The sequence below is a fragment of the Burkholderia sp. Se-20373 genome, from assembly GCF_017104705.1.
Classification (GTDB): domain Bacteria; phylum Pseudomonadota; class Gammaproteobacteria; order Burkholderiales; family Burkholderiaceae; genus Burkholderia.
Genome location: NZ_JAAGPH010000156.1, coordinates 1 through 16,782, shown reverse-complemented (window position 1 = coordinate 16,782; position 16,782 = coordinate 1). Strand labels below are relative to the sequence as shown.

The window sequence follows — 16,782 nt, the reverse complement described above, 5'->3', positions numbered from 1 at the left end:
CGGCCACGCGCCTTCGGTCACCGCGAGGCAACCCCGATGACGCACTCCGCACCCGGCCGTTCGGCCGCCCCGGCCCGCACCGAATCCGCCCCGCACGACAGCGATCCGTCCGAACTGCGCGTGCAGGATCTCGATCTCAACTTGCTGAAGACGTTTCGCGCCGTGTACGAGGAGCGGCACGTCGGCCGCGCGGCGCTGCGGCTCGGCGTCACGCAGCCGTCCGTCAGCTACGCGCTCGGCCGGCTGCGGCTGATGTTCCGCGACGCGCTGTTCGTGCGCACCGGCACCGGCGTCGAGCCGACACCGCGCGCGCAGCGGCTCGCGCTGTCGGTCGACAAGGCGCTCGCGATCCTGCAGGACGTGCTCGACGAAGGCTCGCGCTTCACGCCCGACAGCACGCAACGCGTGTTCCGCCTGCACATGAGCGATTTCGCGGCGAGCGCGTTCCTGCCGACGCTGCTTGCCGCATTCGACCACCGCGCGCCGGGCGCGGTGATCGAGACGCTGCACGTCGACGAATGCCAGCTCAACGTCGCACTCGAATCGGGGCGTATCGACTTCGCGCTCGGGCATTTCGCCGATGCATCGAGCCACTTCCAGCGCACCGCGCTGCTGCACGAGCGCTGCGTGCTGCTGATGCCGCGCCGCGCCGCGCAGCGCGCCGCGCTGCCCGACGATTACGTGCTCGACGGCGACGCGCCCGACACGCTGCGCTTCGTCGCGGTCACGTCGCATCCGCAATCGATGCAGTTGCTGGAGCGGCACGGGCTGATGCCGCGCGTGCGCGCGGCGCTCCCCGATTTCATGGTGGTGCCCGCGCTGTTGCAGGACGGCGACTATGCGCTGATCCTGCCGGAGACGATCGCGATCACGTTCGCGGCGCGGCAGCCGTGCGCGCTGTACGAGATCGCCGGTGCGGGCGAATGGGCCGTCAACGCGTACTGGCACCGGCGCTTCGACGCCGATCCCGGCCATCGCTGGCTGCGTGCGCTGCTGCTCGAACTGTTCAACATCGGCGAGCTGGCGCCGTTCGACGCGTGGCTCGCGCCGCAGCCGCCCGCGTGCGCGTAGCGGCGCAAGCGGGTGTGGGCACGCGCCCGGGCGCGGGGTGGACGAAACGATCAGAATGCCGTAAGAATGCCCGCGACGATCGAACTCGCGGTCGCGCCCGGCTTCGCGACCGCGACACCGCCACCCGCCGCGCCGTTCACGACGAAGCGCGCATGCGCGCCGTTGCGCACCATCGCGGCGCCCGTGTACAGCACAGTGCGCTTCGACAGCGGATAGTCGAAGCGGATGCCGTACGAATCGGCGTTGCCGTCGCTGTCCGCGACCTTGCGGTAGTGGCCCACGCTCAGCAGCAGCGACGCACGCCCGATCGGCACCGTCGCGCTCAGCTCCATGATGTCGCTGTGCGGATACGCGCTCTGGCTGTCGATCGCGGTCGCGACGTCGGGGCCGCCGCGATGACGCATGTACAGCGCGGCCACCTTCACGACGCTGAAGTCGTACGAAATCGCGCCGAGCGTGTAGTTGCCGTTCGCGGCCGGGCTCGTGTCGCCGAGCGCGGATGCCGCCACCGGGCTGAACTTCTGCTGCATATAGTCGACGTCGACCGACAGGCCGCCGCGCACGTAGTTGAGCCCCGCGCCGTACGTATCGCCGAGCGTCGCCGGCTGCCCGGCCGCGCCGTTGGTGCCGCGCGCGGCCATCGCGCGCAGCATGAAGCCCGCGTAGCGCGGCGACGTGTAGCGCATCGAGTTGCGCACGCGCAGGAACGCGGGCCCGACGAAGTTGTTCGTCGCATTGCCCCACGCGAGCCCCGCGCCGAGGCCCGGCAGGCTGTACGTGACGAGCGTCGTGTGCAGGATCGTGTAAAGCTCGCCGAACTGCACGCCGCCGAACGGCCCCGTGATGCCGACCCACGCCTCGCGGCCGAACAGTGCGCTGCTGTTCGACAGTGCGCCGCTCGCCGCGTTGAAGCCATCCTCCAGCTTGAAGATCGTCGCATAGCCGCCGCCGAGATCCTCGACGCCCTTCAGCCCCCACTGCGACGCGAACAGGTTGCCGCTGCCCATGCGCGTCACGTGGTTCGGCCCGGCGTTCGCGTATTCGATCGCGGTGTCGACGCGGCCGTAGAGCGTCACGCTCGATTGCGCGAAGGCGGGCAACGCCGCGCAGGCAAGCAGCGCGGCAAGCGGTACGGCAAGCTGGTCGGCCCGCCCGTTCGGTTGATTCATCGTCGTCGTCCCGTAGAGTGTGCGGCGCAGTTGGGCGTCGCGCCGCGTGGTATGAAGCGCGTTCGCCGCGAAGGGCCAACGCTGCCGATCAAAAACGGGCCGAGTCTAGGAACGACAATTTCGGACGTCGACGCAATGCGCTCTATAACGCTTATAGATGCGCCACATGATGCATGCGCGCCCCACTGCAAGCGCGCTACGCGGCGGCCGGCGCGCGGGACCCTGGTGTTTTCTTTATCCGGGTCGGTAAATGCCCGTGTGGCGCGGCTGTCACTCCGGCTATGGCGGCTGAATTTGGCCGACTACGCTGCGTTTCCGATACGTGCCCCCCGCACGCTTTCGCGCCGCGACGGCGCACGGCCCGCCAGGCCGCTGCCGCGCGTTTCCACCGCCCGCTCCTGGAGAATCCGCATGTCCGCATCCACGGCCCGCGCTGCCGGCAAGCGCTATACGTACGAATGGTATGTCGTCGTCATCTGCATGCTCGCGTACGTCTTCTCGTTCGTCGACCGCCAGGTCCTCGTGCTGATGATCGAGCCGATCAAGCGCGACCTGCACCTGTCCGACACGCAGTTCAGCCTGCTGAACGGCTTCGCGTTCTCGCTGTTCTATGCGGTGATGGGGCTGCCCGTCGCGTATCTCGCCGACCGCTATGCGCGCCCGCGGATCATCTCGCTCGGCATCGCGCTGTGGAGCGTCGCAACGGCCGCGTGCGGGCTCAGCCAGCACTTCGTGCAGATGTTCATCGCACGGATGGGCGTCGGTGTGGGCGAAGCCGCGCTGTCGCCCGGCGCGTATTCGATGCTCGCCGACTACTTCCCGAAGGAGAAGCTCGGGCGCGCGATCGCCGTGTATTCGCTCGGCTCGTTCATCGGCGGCGGCGTCGCGTTCCTGATCGGCGGCTACGTGATCGCGCTGCTCAAGCATGCGAGCGCGTTCACGCTGCCGGTGGTCGGGCAGGTGCATGCGTGGCAGGTCACGTTCCTGATCGTCGGGCTGCCGGGGATCCTCGTGGCGCTCCTGTTCGCCGCGACCGTGCGCGACCCGCAACGCAAGGGGCTCGCGCAGGATCGCTCGGGCGCCGTGCGACGCGTGTCGATGCGCGATTCGCTGCGCTTCGTCGGCACGCATCGCGCGACTTTCTCGTGCCACTACCTCGGCTTCTCGTTCTACGCGATGACGCTGTACTGCCTGCTGAGCTGGACGCCCGCGTTCTATATCCGCCGCTTCGGGATGACGGCCGTCGAAGCCGGCTACACGCTCGGCATCGTGCTGCTGGTCGCGAACACGGCCGGCGTGTTCTGCGGCGGCTGGCTCAACGACTGGCTGCTGCGGCGCGGCCGCGAGGATGCGCCGATGCGCGCCGGTGCGATCGGCGCCGCGTGCATGGTGATTCCCGCAACGCTGTTCACGCAGCTCGACTCGCTGCCCGCGTCGCTCGCGACGCTCGTCGTTGCGATGTTCTTCGCGTCGTTCCCGATGCCGACGTCCACCGCCGCGATGCAGACGCTCGCGCCGAACCAGATGCGCGCGCAGATCTCCGCGCTGTTCCTGCTCGTGTCGAACCTGATCGCGCTCGGGATCGGGACGACCGTCGTCGCGCTGTTCACCGATCGCGTGTTCGGCGCGCCGGCGGCGGTCGGTCATTCGATGTCGATCGTCAACGTCGCGGCGGCCACGCTCGCCGCGCTGCTGCTTGCCGCCGGATGCCGGCACTATCGCCGCAGCCTCGATCGCGAACGCGGCCTTGCGTCGGCAGCCACGCCGCACACGGCCGAGACGGGCAACGCGATCGCCGCGCGCTGAACACCGGGCGAGATCGGGCGCAATCAGGCGCAATCGCGCCGCCCGACCATCATCCATGCCACTGATTCATGAATCGCTTTTTAATCGATTTGATTTATGCGATGCCCATCCCTATTCTCGATCGCATGACGGCGCGGTGTCTGTCGCGCCGCGTTTCCCCTACCCCAGGATTTCCCCATGCAAGCGAACCGCCACCAAGTCCGGATCGACGCGCTGATCGACGCGGCGCAGGACATCCGCTGTTTCCGGGTGTCGCGCGTCGACGGCCAGCCGTTCGACGCGTACGAACCAGGCGCCCATATCGATGTGACCGCACCGTCCGGCATCACGCGGCAGTACTCGCTGTGCGGCAACCCCGACGAGCGCGGCAGCTACCTGTTCGCGGTGAAGAAGGAAGCGCAGTCGCGCGGCGGCTCGCGTTCGCTGCACGACGACGTGCAAGTCGGCGCCGAGCTGTCGATCGGCGCGCCGCGCAACCTGTTTCGTCTGACGGATGACGCGAGCGAGCACGTGCTGATCGCGGCCGGTATCGGCATCACGCCGCTGCTGTCGATGGCGTATGCGCTGCACCGGCGCGGCGCGCGCTACCGGCTGCACTACTTCGCGCGCAGCCGCGAGCATGCGGCCTTCGTCGCGGAACTGTCGGCCGAGCCGTTCGCGTCGCACGTGACGTTCCACTACGGCGTCGAGCCCGCCGCGCTCGCGGCCGAGCTGGGCCGCTGCGTCGAATCGGTCGACGCGCACGCTCACGTCTATACGTGCGGCCCGGGGCCGTTCATGGATGCGGTCGTCGCGGCGGCCGCGACACGCTTGCCGGAAGATTCGATCCATCTCGAACGCTTCGCGGCGGAACCGGCCGCCGACGGTACGGGCAATGCCGATGCCGGCGCCGGCGCGGCCGCCGACGGTTTCGAAGTGCGCCTGCAGCGCAGCGGGCAATCGGTACGCGTCACGCCCGACACGTCGATCGTCGACGCACTCGCACGCATCGGCATCGAAGTCGACACGTCTTGCGGCGAAGGCGTGTGCGGCACCTGCATGGTGCCCGTGATCGACGGCGAGCCCGATCATCGCGACCATTGCCTCAGCAAGGCCGAGCGCGCGAGCAACACGGTGATCTGCTGCTGCGTGTCGCGTGCGCGCTCCGCGGTGCTCGTGCTCGATCTCTGATGCACGCGGTTCGGGCGACGTTCGTCAAGGACGTCGCGCGCCATCGAGCCGCTCGACGCATTCGGCCAGCCACGCGCGCATCCAACGCGTTGCCCTCGCTCTCGTGGATCACACGTCGCCGACACGCTCGACGAGTTCGACCAGCAGCGTGCATCCACGCGCTGCGCTCGTCCTCATGCGTCACGCGTCGTCGCGCGATCCGACCCGCTCGGCAAGCAACGCGTGCAACCGTGCGTTGCCGGCGCCCTCATCGATCACATGTCATCGAACCGCTCGACGAGCTCGGCCAGCAACGTGCGCATCCACGCGTTGCCTTCGTCTTCATGGAAATGCTCGTGCCAATGCATCGTCACCGGCGCGGGCAGCAGCGTGACGGGCAGCTCATACAGGCGGAATGCATTGTCGCGGTTCAGGATCTGCGCGAGCCGCTTCGGCAGCGTCGCATAGAGATCCGTGACCGACAGCACGCTCGGCAGCGCCACGAAGTGCGGCACTTCGAGCGCGATGTTGCGGCCCACGCCCTGCGCGCGCAACGCATCGTCGAGCGCGTGGTGGCTGTGCTCGACCGATTTCACGTTGATGTGCGCGGCGCGCACGAATTGCTCGAGGCTCAGCGCGGCGCCGCTCGGCACCCCGCGCCGGCGGCCCGTCATGCACACGTAGGTTTCCTCGAACAGCGTCTGGTGACGCGTGCGCGGCATCAGCTCCGGCAGGTTGCCGATCGCGAAATCCAGCCGGCTCGCGCGCAGCGCTTCCTCGATCTCCTCCACCGGCAGCGGCTGCACGCTCAGCGTCACGCGCGGCGCGCGCTCGCGCAGCGCCTGGCAGATCGCCGGCAGGTACGCCATCTCGCCCGCATCCGACAACGACAGCCGGAACGTACGCGTGCTGGTGGCCGGATCGAAGCGCTCCGCGTAGCGCAGCGCCACGCGCACCATGTCGAGCGCCTTCCCGACGATGCCCGCGAGTTCGAGCGCGACCGGGGTCGGCTGCATGCCCGCGCGCGTGCGCACGAACAGCGGATCGTCGAACAGCGTGCGCAACCGGCCGAGCGAATAGCTGACGGCCGGCTGCGATAGCGCGAGCCGCTCGCCGGCCTTCGTCAGGCTGCGTTCCTCGACGATTGCCTGGAACACGCGCAACAGGTTCAGATCGAGATGATCGACCGATGTCATCGTAGCCTCCATCATTTGCCGTATTTATTGATCAGCCAATTTTAGATCAATTTGACGGATATGTAGCGGGAGACGAGACTGGGTACTCGACACCGCGCGCGACGCGGCCCGATTTCGCGACTCTTTCCCCCACACGACGATGAGCGACATTTCCTACCAGACGATCGACACCAGCGCGTTGCATGGCCTCGCGCAACCCGACCGCATCGCGCCCGCGATGTATCACGATCCCGCGCTGTTCGAAGCCGAGCTCGACCGCATCTTCTACCGCACCTGGATCTGGGTCGCGCACGAAAGCGAGCTGCCGAACCCGGGCGACTTCATCACGACGACGATCGGCCGCCAGCCGGTGATCGTCGTGCGCGACAAGACCGGCGAGATCAACGTGCTGCAGAACCGCTGCCGCCATCGCGGCGCGACCGTGTGCGAATCGCACAAGGGCAACGCGAAAGGCTTCACGTGCCCGTATCACAGCTGGTCGTACGCGCTCGACGGCACGCTGCGCGCGCTGCCGTACGGCGACGGCTACGAAGGCGTGTGCGAGAAAGGCGACCTGCCGCTCGTGAAGCTGCGCGTCGGCGTGTACCAGGGGCTGATCTTCGCGAGCTTCAACGATGAAATCGAGCCGCTCGAGGATTTCCTCGGCGGCGCGAAACCGTGGATCGAGCTGTTCATGAAACAGGGCGCCGGCTACCCGATCAAGGCGAACGGCGAGCACAAGTTCAAGTTCAAGGGCAACTGGAAGATCCAGCTCGAGAACACGACCGACCTCTATCACTTCCCGGTCGTGCACAAGTCGTGGATGAAGTCGATCGACGACGAGACGGCCGCCGCGATCACGAGTTTCATGACGAGCGAGGACGCGTTCTGCCGCGGGCTCGGCAACGGCCACAGCCTCGCGGTGCTGATGCCCGAGCTGATCGATCTCGACGAAGACGACGGCGCGCCGCTGCCCGAACGCTTCGCGCCGCTCGCGGCGACGCTCGCCGAGCGCCACACGCCGGAGGAAGTGCGCCGCATCGTGCGTTCGCTGATGGGCGTCGGCTTCAACCTGAACCTGTTCCCGAACCTCGCGCTGTCGATGGCGTTCTTCCGCGTGCTGCGGCCGATCTCCGCGAACGAAACCGAGATCCGCCACGTCGCGCTCGCGATGGACGGCGGCCCCGACGAAGCGAACCGCGAGCGGCTGCGCATCCACGAACACTTCCAGGGCCCGTTCGGTTTCGGCAGCCCCGATGACGCGGAAGCATGGGAGCGTGTGCAACGCGGCGCGCATGCGGGCCCCGACGTGCCGATCCTCGTGAATCGCGGGCTGAACCGCGAAACGACCGCCGCGAACGGCGAAAAGACCGCGCATGCGACCGACGAGACCGGCATGCGCGAGGCCTACCAGCAATGGCGCAAGATGATGGAGCAACAATAATGGACGACCGCAACGCCCTCTTTTCCGAGCAGACCTTCGCCCGCGCGGTCGAATTCGTGTGGCGCGAAGCCGAGATGCTCGACCGCCGTGACTATCGCGCGTGGCTCGACCTGTGGGAGCCGGCCGGCCACTACGTGGTGCCGATCGATCCCGACACGACCGACTTCGCCGCGACGCTGAACTACGTGTTCGACGACCAGGACATGCGCGAGAAGCGCGTGCAGCGGATGGTGTCCGGCTATTCGGCATCGGCGACCGATGCGGCACGCACGGTGCGCACCGTGTCGCGCTTCACGCTGGAAAGCGGCAGCGCCGGCACGGTGGAACTGAAATCGGCGCAGGTCGTCGTCGCGTACAAGCGCGGCGTCGCGACGCTGTTCGCGGCCGACGTCACCCACAAGCTGCACGTCGATGCGGAAGGCGAGATGCGGATCGCCGAGAAGGTCGTGCGCCTGATCGACTCGACCGAAGCGCTCAGCGCGATCGGCTTCCTGCTGTAAGCGACCGCCGGTTCGCCGCCGCCAACGCAACGGTGAGCCGGTCACCTTCACCTTTGAGCGACCACCGGTTTGCCGTCGCCAACGCAACGGTGAGCCGGTCACCTTCACCTTTCCCGACGACCATGCCCACACTCGAAGTTTTCCTGCCGGCCGGCCATGACGACGCCCGCAAGGCCGAACTGATCGCACGGCTGACCGGTGCGACCGTCGAATCGATCGGCGCACCGATCGAATCGGTGCGCGTGCTGCTGACCGAATTGCCCGCTACGCACATCGGCCTCGGCGGCCGCAGCGCCGCCGACGGCTCGCCGCCGTCGCTGCCCGTGATCGTCGCGATCCTGATCGCCGGCCGCACCGACGAACAGAAGCGCGCGCTGATCGCCGCGTTGTCGGAGACGAGCGCCAGCGTGCTCGACGCGCCGCTGCAAGCCACCCGCGTGATGATCAAGGACATCCCGAACACCGATTTCGGCATCGGCGGGCACACCGCACGGGCGCTCGGGCGCTGATCATGCGCTGCGCGCGTGCCTGCCCGCTCATGCACGACGGCCGCCGGGCGGCCGCGGCATCAAGCATTCCCCCGCGACGATGCGTCCGCCCGAGCCTTCGTCCCGGCGAGCGGCAGCGTCACGCGGCAGTCGAGCCCGCCGCCATCGGCCGGGCTCGCGGCGATCCGGCCGCCGTGGCGCGTGACGATGCTCTTGCACAGCGACAGCCCGATTCCGTTCCCCCCGGCCTTCGACGACGAGAAGCCGTCGAACAGCCGGTCGTGCGCATCGGCCGCGACACCCGGGCCGTTGTCGATCGCGCGCAGCTCCGCATGCCCGCCGACGTTCGCCGTGCCGAGCGTCAGCATGCGCGGCACACGCTCGCAACCGGCGAACGCCTCGATCGCATTGAACGCGAGATTCAGGATCACCTGCCCGATCAGCACGCGCTCGCAGCGGATCGGCAGCGGTGCGTCGGCCTGCACGATCGTGACCGTCACGCCGGCCTCCTTCGCCCGCAGCTCGATGAAATACGCGACGTCCGCGAGGATGTCGCGCAAGTCGGCGAGCGCGACGACCGGCTCGCGCTTCACGATGAACTCGCGCACGCTCTTGATGATCAGCGCCGCATGCTCGGCCTGACGGTCCGCGCTGCGCAGCCCCCAGATCGCGTCGTCGATCGCGCCGCGCCCGTTCAGCCGCTGCACCGCGCCTTCGATGAAATTGCGCACGGCCGCGAGCGGCTGGCTCAGCTCGTGCGCGATCACGCTCGCCATTTCGCCCATCGCGTTGTAACGGCCCGCGTGTTCGAGCATGCGCGCTTCCGCGCGGCGGGCCTCCTCGATCGCGACTTCGTCGCTCACGTCGCGGAACTGCACGAGCAGCCCGTCGAGATCGTCCTCGATCTCGACCTGCCGGCACAGGATGCGCAGCCAGCACGACGAGCCGTCGCGCCGCACGATCCGGTAGCGCTGCGGCGCGGACGGATACGCGGACGGCGCATCGCGCAGCTGCGCGACGAGCCGGTCGCGGTCGGCCTCGGAGCAGTAGTCGAGCACCTCGCCGAGCGCTTCGTCGGGCGCGAGGCCGAGCACGCGGCGGCCCGACTCGCTGATGAACTGCACGCCGCCGTGCGGCGTGACGACCGCGATGCCTTCGTCGAGGTCCTGCATGAATTCGCGCAGCCGCGCCTCGTAGCGGCGCAACTGCTGGCGCACCGCCTCTTCCGCGCTGATGTCGCGGAACTGCACCATCACGACGTCGCGCCCGCGCAGCGGCACGTAGGTGGCGGTCGCCTCGGACAGCATGTCGACGCCCGTGCGCGACCGGTAGCACCACTCGTACACCTGCGGCCCGTCGACGAGCGCGCGATCCCACGCGCTCACCGCGATCTCGCGCTGGTATTTCGGCTCGGGGCGCGTCATGTCCGGCGCCTTCAGCGGCAGCAGCTCCTCGACGGAAAAACCGAGCGCGATGCACGCGGCACGGTTCGCCCACACGATCGCCTTGGTGCGCGCGTCGTGCAGCAGCACGCAAGTCGTCAGCGCGTCGAGCAGCCGGTGGAAATCGTCTTCGTCGGGAAAACTCATGATCGGCTTCGGATGAGGCCGCGCGGCGTCGCGCGGCCGGAAACCCAACATAGCACCGGCGCGCGTCGCCCGCATCTGAAGATTTCTTTAGTACGGCACGGAACGTCACCAGTCGCACGGCTTGTCGTCCCAATTGCTGCGTGTTTTCGGCGTTTCTAGACTGCTTGCATCGTCGTGACCACCCCGCATTCGAACCCCCATCCGCCCCAGGAGACAGCCATGCCCCACGCCGCCCTCGCCCTCGACACCGCACCGGGCGCTCCCCACGCGGCCAGCGAACCGGCCGTCCGGCTGTCGCCGCTCGACGCCGTGATCGAGACCGTCGCCGCGCGCCGCGAAGAATTCGACCGCCTGTCGCACGTGCCGCGTGACGTGATCGCGCTGTTCAAGCAGGCCGGCATCTATCGCGCGGGCACGCCGCGCCGGTTCGGCGGCGATGCGCTCGCACCGACCGCGTTTCTCGACATGATCGAGCGGATCGCGACCGCCGACGGCTCGGCCGCGTGGGTCGCGAGCTTCGGCTCCGCGAACGTGTATCTCGCCGCGCTGCCGCTCGACACCCAGGCCGAGTTGTACGCGAGCGGCCCCGACCAGGTGTTCGCGGGCGGTTTGTTCCCGGTACAGCCGGCCCAGATCGCGCCGGGCGGCTGGCGCGTGAACGGCACGTGGAAATTCGCGAGCGGCTGCAAGGGGGCCGACTGGCTCGGCGTCGGCATCGCCGTGCCAGGCGCGCAGGACGCCGCGCCGAACAAGCCGCGCACGGCCGTGTTCCGCGCCCCCGACGTCGAGATCGTCGAGAACTGGAGCGTCGTCGGCATGCAGGGCACCGGCAGCCACGACCTGCGCGTCGACGACCGCTTCGTGCCCGAAGCGTGGACCTTCGTGCGCGGCGGCGAGCCGACCGTCGACGAGCCGCTGTACCGCTACCCGACCGTCGCGTATGCAGCGCAGGTGCTCGCCGTCGTGAACCTCGGCCTCGCACGCGCGGCGCTCGACGTCGTGAACCGGATGTCGGGCGGCCGGCAGACGACGACCGGCGCACCGCGCCTCGCCGACCGCGCGTACTACCGCATCGAACTCGCGAAGGCCGAAGCGCAGCTGCGCTCGGCGCGCGCGTTCTTCTACGACGCAACTGACGGCGTGTGGCAATCGATCCTCGCCGGCAACCCGGTGACGCCCGACCAGGTCAGCCTGCTGCGGCTCGCGGCCACGCAGATCGCACGCGAAGGCGCGGGCGTCGTCGAACGCGCGTACCGCCTCGGCGGCACGGCGGCGATCTATCGCTCGCATCCGCTGCAGCGGCTGCTGCGCGACGCGATGGTCGTCACGCAGCACGCGTTTCTCGGCGAAGGCAACTTCGACGGCGCCGGCGCGGTGTTCACCGGCGTCACGCCGTTTCCCGGCTATCTGTAACCTGCATCGACCGAATTGTTTTGAACGCGCATGAAGCCGAAGCGCCGTCGCCGGCCGGTTCATGCGCCCCGCCGATTCCTCTGGAGAACCTGATATGTCCGATTCGAATCCGCTGCCGCTGCGCGTCCTGTTCTGCTGCGGCGTGTCGCAAAACTTCTTCGATCTGCCGCGCGAGAAAATCGGCGAAGTATGGCAAGCGTACGGTGCGATGCTGGCCGCCGTCGAAGCGATGCCCGGCGTGCGCGTGCTCGGCGTGATGGACGACGACCGCCTCGTGGTCGGCCAGGCCGACGGCGCGCCGTGGACCTTCTACATCATGGCCGACGTCGCCGACTTCGACACGACGGTCGCCGTGTGCAACCTGTATCGCACGACGCCGGTCGGCGAATACAACCTGTGGCGCTACGGCAAGATCGAAGCGCGCGTCGGCCGTGCGCTGACGGTGCCGCCCGCCGCGAAGCCCGCGGCGTGAGGCACGCGATGACCGACTTGTCTCCCGGCCTGATCGATGCGCTCGCGCAGCGCGTGGCGGCGCTCGACGCCGAACGCGCGGTGCGCGCGACGATCACGCGCTACATGGCGCTGTGCGACGTGCCCGAGGATGCCGGCGACGGCCCGTCGCTCGCCGCGCTGTTCACTGCGGACGCCGTGTGGGAAGGCATCGGCCCGCAGTACGCGCAAAAGTTCGGCCGCCTCGAAGGCACGGCCGCGATCGTCGCGATGCTGGGCCGCTACCTGCCGCCCGATCCGCACTTCGCGGCGAACCTGCACTTCCTGACGTCGGAGTCGATCGAGATCGGCGCCGGCAACACGAGCGCGCGCGGCCGCTGGATCATGCTGCAGGCGTCGCGCTACGCGGACGGCTCGGCCGAACTGATCGCCGCGCGGCTGACCGTCGATTTCGCGCCGGCCGCTAGCGGTTCTGCATGGCTGATTCGCCATTTCCGCACCGAACGCGTGCTCGACGGCCCCTGGCCGCTCGCCGCCGCGCCACGGCCCTGATTCCTGCTTCTTTTCACCGCGTGCTCACGATACCGACCATGACAGGCTTCATCGACACCTTCACGCTCGGCGGCCCCGGCCCCACGATCGCGATCAAGGACACGATCGACATCGCGGGCTATCCGACCCGCGCGGCGAGCCGTGCGCTCGTCGACGCCCCGCCGGCCACGCAACACGCGGACGTCGTCCGCCTGCTGCTCGACGCGGGCTGGCAGATCGCCGGCAAGGCGAACATGCACGAGCTTGCGTTCGGCATGACCGGCATCAACGACTACACGGGCACGCCCGTCAATCCGCAGGACGCGACGCGCATTCCGGGCGGCTCGTCGAGCGGTTCCGCTTCGCTCGTCGGGCTCGGGTTCGTCGATGCGGCGCTCGGCACCGACACCGGCGGCTCGATTCGCGGGCCGGCTGCCTGCTGCGGCGTGGCCGGGCTGAAACCGACGTTCGGCCGCGTATCGCGGCGCGGCGTCGCGCCCGCCGACACCACGCTCGATTGCGTCGGGCCGTTCGCACGCGATATCCGCACACTGGTTGCGGTGATGGCCGCGATCGCGCCGGGCTTCGATCGTGCACAAGCCGCGGCCTCCGTGGCAGGCTGCACGATCGCGCACATCACGGCCGACGCCGACCCGGCCATCGCCGCCGCGCTCGACGCGGCCGTACGCACGTCGGGCCTGCACGCGCACGCGGTCGTGCTCGACGACATGCCGGCGTCATTCGCCGCAGGGCTCACCGTGATCAACGCGGAAACGTCGCGCGCGTTCGGCCATCTCGTCGAAACCGGCCAGCTCGGCGCCGACCTCGATGCACGATTGCGTGCGGCCGCAACGACTGCGCCTGCGGCATTGAAAGAAGCCGAAGCCGTACGCGCACGCTTCACCGCCCAGGTCGACGCCGCGCTCGAACACGCGGACGTGCTCGTGCTGCCGACGCTGCCCGCGCTGCCGATCACGCTGCAGCAGGCGCGCGATGGCGTATCGGTGATCGCGATGTCGTCGCTGATCCGGCCGTTCAACCTGAGCGGCCATCCGGCGCTCAGCCTGCCGCTGCCGCTCGCCGGTTCGCCGCTGAAGGCCGGCCTGCAGATCGTCGGGCGCAAGGGCGCGGACGAACACGTCTGCGCGATTGCGGCACACTTCGAAACGGCACTCGCCGCATGAACCACGATGCGGGCGCGACATCGACGGATGCGCGCTCGCGAACCACGGAATCACACACCATGTCAGACCGAGTCGTCCTCGTCACCGGCGCCGCGCGCGGGCTCGGCGCCGTCATCGCCGAACGCTTTCATGCGGCCGGCTACCGCGTCGCGCTGGCCGACATCGCCGCCGACGCCATTCAGGCGCACGCACGCGAACTCGACCCGAGCGGCGAACGCGCGATCGCGCTGCCGCTCGACGTCACGTCGAAACGCGATTTCGAAGCCGCGCGCGATGCGCTCGTCGCGCGCTGGGGCACGATCAACGTGCTCGTGAACAACGCGGGCGCCTCGAAGGTCGTGCCCGCGATGGAGATCACGGCCGAGCAGTTCGACCAGGTGATCGACGTGAACCTGCGCAGCGTGCTGTTCGGCTGCCAGGTGTTCGGCCAGTACTTCGCGACGCGCGGCGCGGGCCGTATCGTCAACATCGCATCGCTTGCCGGGCAGAACGGCGGCTCGGCGACCGGCGCGCACTACGCGGCCGCGAAGGGCGGCACGCTGACGCTGACCAAGGTGTTCGCGCGCGATCTCGCCGCGCAGGGCGTGACCGTCAACGCGATCTCGCCGGGCCCGCTCGATTTGCCGATCGTGTATGAAAGCGTCGCACCGGAGAAGCTGCGCCAGGTGCTCGCGAGCCTGCCGGGCGGCAAGCTCGGCTCGGCTGGTTTCGTGGCGGACGCCGCCGTGCTGCTCGCGTCGGGCGACGCGCATTTCGCGAACGGCGCGTGCTGGGACATCAACGGCGGGTTGTACATGCGCTGAGCACGACGGCCTCGTCGCGTCTCCTGCGACGCTCGGGGCCGGTTCACGCCAACGGCCGCCTGGCGCCGGCCAGTGAACGAGCTTCCCAGGACAGGGGAGCGTACGCTAGCGCGACGCTTCCCCGTCGTCGCCCCACACCACCATCACATCGCGCACGAGCGCGGCGATCGACGTCGCGCCGAGCTTCTCCTTGATGCTCGCGCGATGCACGTCGACGGTCTTCACGCTGATCGACAGATCCGACGCGATCTGCTTGCTGCCCTTGCCGTCCACCACGCCGCGCAGCACTTCCTTCTCGCGCGCGGTCAGCGCATCGAGCCGCTGGCGCAGCTCGCGGTGACGCCGGCTCACCGCATGCCGCTGCTGCGCGAGCCGCAGCGCGCGTTGCACGCGCTCGAGCATCTGCTGCGAGTTGTACGGTTTCTCGACGAAATCGATCGCGCCGTTCTGCAGCGCGCGCACGGACATCGGGATATCGCCGTGCCCGCTGACGAAGATCACCGGCAGCGTCGCGCCGCGCGCGTTCAGTTCCGCCTGCACGTCGAAGCCGCTCTTCTCCGGCATCCGCACGTCGAGCACCAGGCACGCAGGCAGGTTCACGTCGAAGCGCGCGAGAAAATCGGTGGCGTTCGCGAATCCTTCGGACGCGATGCCGACCGATTCGAGCAGCCACGCGAGCGACGTCCGCATGCCGGTGTCGTCGTCGACGATGTATACGATCGGTGCGGGTGACGTCATCGTGGGTGTCTCACTGAATATCGGTATCGGTATCGCACGCGCCGCATACGGGGCCGGGTGCCGGCGCGTCGCGCGCGTCGTTCGCTGGGGGTGTGCGGCACATCATAACGAGCCGAAAACCCGCTGAAAACCCCTTCACGTGCCGCATGAACGTGCAATCCCGATTTTTTTCGCGCGGTGCGCCGCGCATCTAGGTAGAACCTTTAGACGCGTTGGCGAGAACGCCATCTCCATCGTCAATCGTGCGAATGGCCGCCGGCATTTTCGCGTCGTACGCTTGGGTCATCGTCGGCGATCCGGCGCTGCACCGGCAGCGCCGCGCGATCGCCGCGTTCGTCCAACCAGGAGCGCCCATGTCTTCCACGACCGATATCCAGCGACCGGCACGCGTCGACCCGACCGACGCACAGAAGGCCTTCCGGCAAGCGATGGCCCATCTCGGCGCGGCCGTCAACGTGATCACCACCGCCGGGCCGCACGGCCGCTGCGGGATCACCGCGAGCGCCGTATGCTCCGTCACCGACACGCCGCCGACGCTGCTCGTGTGTCTCAACCGGTCGAGCGCGATGCGGACGACGTTCGAACGCAACCGCCATGTCTGCATCAACGTGCTGCCGGCCGAACACGAGCAACTCGCGCGGCACTTCGCGGGGCTCACCGACCTGCCGATGGAGCGGCGCTTCGACCTGCCCGTGTGGGATCGCGGCGAACAGGACGTGCCCGTGCTGCGCGACGCGCTCGCGAGCCTGCAGGGCACGATCGCCGACATGAAGGAGGTCGGCTCGCATTCGGTGATGTTCATCGAGGCGACGTCGATCCGCGTGCGCGACGACGGCGACAGCCTGATCTACTTCAGCCGTGCGTTTCATCGCGTGTCGCGCACGGCGTGCGTGCGGTGAATGGCGCCTCTCGCGGCTAATTACGCGGCGGCCCGCAACGCGCGCTGCCCGGCCGCGAGCGCGGCGCCCGCGAACAGCGTCAGCGCCGAATACACGAGCCCGCGCGCGAGCCCGGCACTATCCGACACCCAGCCGATCGCGACCGGCCCGGCGATCTGCCCGAACGCAAAGACCGTCGTGAACGCGCTGATCCCCTTCGCCCAGCCGTCCGGCGGCAGGTTGTGGCGCACGAAGGCCGTCGTCGATGCGACCGCCGACAGGAACGTCGCGCCGAACAGCACACCCGACGCGAACGCGGCCGCCGGATGCACGAACATCGCCGGCATCAGCGTCGCGATGCCGAGCAGCGCGTTGAGCACGGCGAGCGCCTGGA

The 16,782-nt window shown here is 68.8% G+C and carries 17 protein-coding genes; 12 read left to right on the top strand and 5 right to left on the bottom strand.

Going from position 1 to position 16,782, the window contains the following annotated elements; genetic code table 11:
* Positions 1-36: 36 nt before the first annotated feature.
* A complete protein-coding gene (locus tag G3N96_RS32500; RefSeq protein ID WP_206139740.1) occupies positions 37-1,071 on the top strand; it encodes a LysR family transcriptional regulator in 1,035 nt (344 codons plus the stop codon).
* A gap of 50 nt (positions 1,072-1,121) precedes the next feature.
* Here the strand turns inward: G3N96_RS32500 and G3N96_RS32495 are convergent, their stop codons facing one another.
* The gene (locus G3N96_RS32495; RefSeq protein ID WP_206139738.1) at positions 1,122-2,240 is read right to left on the bottom strand and encodes a porin; all 1,119 of its coding nucleotides are present in this window, start codon (positions 2,238-2,240) and stop codon (positions 1,122-1,124) included.
* A 411-nt stretch (positions 2,241-2,651) separates the two neighbouring features.
* Here G3N96_RS32495 and G3N96_RS32490 point away from each other — a divergent pair, with 411 nt between their 5' ends.
* Positions 2,652-4,046: an MFS transporter gene (locus tag G3N96_RS32490; RefSeq protein ID WP_206139737.1), complete on the top strand. Its 1,395-nt coding sequence runs from the start codon at positions 2,652-2,654 to the stop codon at positions 4,044-4,046.
* Positions 4,047-4,223: 177 nt separating this feature from the next.
* Positions 4,224-5,216 (top strand): PDR/VanB family oxidoreductase, encoded by a 993-nt coding sequence (locus tag G3N96_RS32485; RefSeq protein WP_206139736.1) that lies wholly within the window; start codon positions 4,224-4,226, stop codon positions 5,214-5,216.
* Between the two features lie 254 nt (positions 5,217-5,470).
* Here the strand turns inward: G3N96_RS32485 and G3N96_RS32480 are convergent, their stop codons facing one another.
* The gene (locus G3N96_RS32480) at positions 5,471-6,391 is read right to left on the bottom strand and encodes a LysR family transcriptional regulator (protein WP_206139735.1); all 921 of its coding nucleotides are present in this window, start codon (positions 6,389-6,391) and stop codon (positions 5,471-5,473) included.
* A 139-nt stretch (positions 6,392-6,530) separates the two neighbouring features.
* Here G3N96_RS32480 and G3N96_RS32475 point away from each other — a divergent pair, with 139 nt between their 5' ends.
* The 3 genes from G3N96_RS32475 (at position 6,531) to G3N96_RS32465 (ending at position 8,823) form a co-directional block, all read left to right on the top strand.
* Positions 6,531-7,814: an aromatic ring-hydroxylating dioxygenase subunit alpha gene (locus G3N96_RS32475; protein ID WP_206139734.1), complete on the top strand. Its 1,284-nt coding sequence runs from the start codon at positions 6,531-6,533 to the stop codon at positions 7,812-7,814.
* On the top strand, positions 7,811-8,314 hold the full coding sequence (locus G3N96_RS32470; RefSeq protein ID WP_206139739.1) for an aromatic-ring-hydroxylating dioxygenase subunit beta: 504 nt from the start codon (positions 7,811-7,813) through the stop codon (positions 8,312-8,314). The genes G3N96_RS32475 and G3N96_RS32470 overlap by 4 nt, the downstream gene beginning before the upstream one ends.
* Positions 8,315-8,436: 122 nt before the next feature.
* Positions 8,437-8,823, top strand: a complete 387-nt coding sequence (locus G3N96_RS32465; protein ID WP_206139733.1) for a tautomerase family protein — start codon at positions 8,437-8,439, stop codon at positions 8,821-8,823.
* Between the two features lie 59 nt (positions 8,824-8,882).
* Here G3N96_RS32465 and G3N96_RS32460 read toward each other — a convergent pair whose 3' ends face one another.
* Positions 8,883-10,466, bottom strand: a complete 1,584-nt coding sequence (locus G3N96_RS32460; protein WP_206139732.1) for an ATP-binding protein — start codon at positions 10,464-10,466, stop codon at positions 8,883-8,885.
* A gap of 144 nt (positions 10,467-10,610) precedes the next feature.
* Here G3N96_RS32460 and G3N96_RS32455 point away from each other — a divergent pair, with 144 nt between their 5' ends.
* The 5 genes from G3N96_RS32455 (at position 10,611) to G3N96_RS32435 (ending at position 14,772) form a co-directional block, all read left to right on the top strand.
* The gene (locus G3N96_RS32455; RefSeq protein ID WP_206139731.1) at positions 10,611-11,804 is read left to right on the top strand and encodes an acyl-CoA dehydrogenase family protein; all 1,194 of its coding nucleotides are present in this window, start codon (positions 10,611-10,613) and stop codon (positions 11,802-11,804) included.
* A 94-nt stretch (positions 11,805-11,898) separates the two neighbouring features.
* On the top strand, positions 11,899-12,276 hold the full coding sequence (locus tag G3N96_RS32450; RefSeq protein ID WP_011356094.1) for a hypothetical protein: 378 nt from the start codon (positions 11,899-11,901) through the stop codon (positions 12,274-12,276).
* An 8-nt stretch (positions 12,277-12,284) separates the two neighbouring features.
* Positions 12,285-12,806 carry a nuclear transport factor 2 family protein gene (locus G3N96_RS32445; protein WP_206139730.1) on the top strand — a complete coding sequence of 174 codons (522 nt, stop codon included), beginning with the start codon at positions 12,285-12,287 and terminating at the stop codon, positions 12,804-12,806.
* 38 nt (positions 12,807-12,844) lie between these two features.
* A complete protein-coding gene (locus G3N96_RS32440; protein WP_206139729.1) occupies positions 12,845-13,969 on the top strand; it encodes an amidase in 1,125 nt (374 codons plus the stop codon).
* Between the two features lie 59 nt (positions 13,970-14,028).
* Positions 14,029-14,772: an SDR family oxidoreductase gene (locus tag G3N96_RS32435; RefSeq protein ID WP_206139728.1), complete on the top strand. Its 744-nt coding sequence runs from the start codon at positions 14,029-14,031 to the stop codon at positions 14,770-14,772.
* 105 nt (positions 14,773-14,877) lie between these two features.
* On the opposite strand, the gene G3N96_RS32430 is transcribed toward G3N96_RS32435, so the two are convergent.
* Entirely contained in the window at positions 14,878-15,510 is a 633-nt protein-coding gene (locus tag G3N96_RS32430) for a response regulator (RefSeq protein ID WP_124576097.1), read from the bottom strand.
* Positions 15,511-15,863: 353 nt separating this feature from the next.
* Between G3N96_RS32430 and hpaC the strand changes: the two genes are divergently transcribed.
* Positions 15,864-16,409 carry a 4-hydroxyphenylacetate 3-monooxygenase, reductase component gene (gene hpaC / locus G3N96_RS32425; protein WP_206139727.1) on the top strand — a complete coding sequence of 182 codons (546 nt, stop codon included), beginning with the start codon at positions 15,864-15,866 and terminating at the stop codon, positions 16,407-16,409.
* Positions 16,410-16,429: 20 nt separating this feature from the next.
* Here the strand turns inward: hpaC and G3N96_RS32420 are convergent.
* Positions 16,430-16,782, bottom strand: a 353-nt coding sequence (locus G3N96_RS32420) for a YbfB/YjiJ family MFS transporter (RefSeq protein WP_206139726.1), incomplete at its 5' end; no start/stop codon positions are given.

Excerpts from the sequence above, each read along its gene's own strand:
- G3N96_RS32500 (WP_206139740.1), top strand. The coding sequence starts at position 37 with ATGACGCACTCCGCACCCGGCCGTTCGGCCGCCCCGGCCCGCACCGAA.
- G3N96_RS32485 (WP_206139736.1), top strand. The coding sequence starts at position 4,224 with ATGCAAGCGAACCGCCACCAAGTCCGGATCGACGCGCTGATCGACGCG.
- G3N96_RS32460 (WP_206139732.1), bottom strand. The coding sequence starts at position 10,466 with ATGCGGGCGACGCGCGCCGGTGCTATGTTGGGTTTCCGGCCGCGCGAC.
- G3N96_RS32435 (WP_206139728.1), top strand. The coding sequence starts at position 14,029 with ATGTCAGACCGAGTCGTCCTCGTCACCGGCGCCGCGCGCGGGCTCGGC.
- G3N96_RS32495 (WP_206139738.1), bottom strand. The coding sequence starts at position 2,240 with ATGAATCAACCGAACGGGCGGGCCGACCAGCTTGCCGTACCGCTTGCC.
- G3N96_RS32455 (WP_206139731.1), top strand. The coding sequence starts at position 10,611 with ATGCCCCACGCCGCCCTCGCCCTCGACACCGCACCGGGCGCTCCCCAC.
- G3N96_RS32465 (WP_206139733.1), top strand. The coding sequence starts at position 8,437 with ATGCCCACACTCGAAGTTTTCCTGCCGGCCGGCCATGACGACGCCCGC.
- G3N96_RS32450 (WP_011356094.1), top strand. The coding sequence starts at position 11,899 with ATGTCCGATTCGAATCCGCTGCCGCTGCGCGTCCTGTTCTGCTGCGGC.
- G3N96_RS32480 (WP_206139735.1), bottom strand. The coding sequence starts at position 6,391 with ATGACATCGGTCGATCATCTCGATCTGAACCTGTTGCGCGTGTTCCAG.
- G3N96_RS32490 (WP_206139737.1), top strand. The coding sequence starts at position 2,652 with ATGTCCGCATCCACGGCCCGCGCTGCCGGCAAGCGCTATACGTACGAA.
- G3N96_RS32445 (WP_206139730.1), top strand. The coding sequence starts at position 12,285 with ATGACCGACTTGTCTCCCGGCCTGATCGATGCGCTCGCGCAGCGCGTG.
- G3N96_RS32475 (WP_206139734.1), top strand. The coding sequence starts at position 6,531 with ATGAGCGACATTTCCTACCAGACGATCGACACCAGCGCGTTGCATGGC.
- G3N96_RS32430 (WP_124576097.1), bottom strand. The coding sequence starts at position 15,510 with ATGACGTCACCCGCACCGATCGTATACATCGTCGACGACGACACCGGC.
- hpaC (WP_206139727.1), top strand. The coding sequence starts at position 15,864 with ATGTCTTCCACGACCGATATCCAGCGACCGGCACGCGTCGACCCGACC.
- G3N96_RS32440 (WP_206139729.1), top strand. The coding sequence starts at position 12,845 with ATGACAGGCTTCATCGACACCTTCACGCTCGGCGGCCCCGGCCCCACG.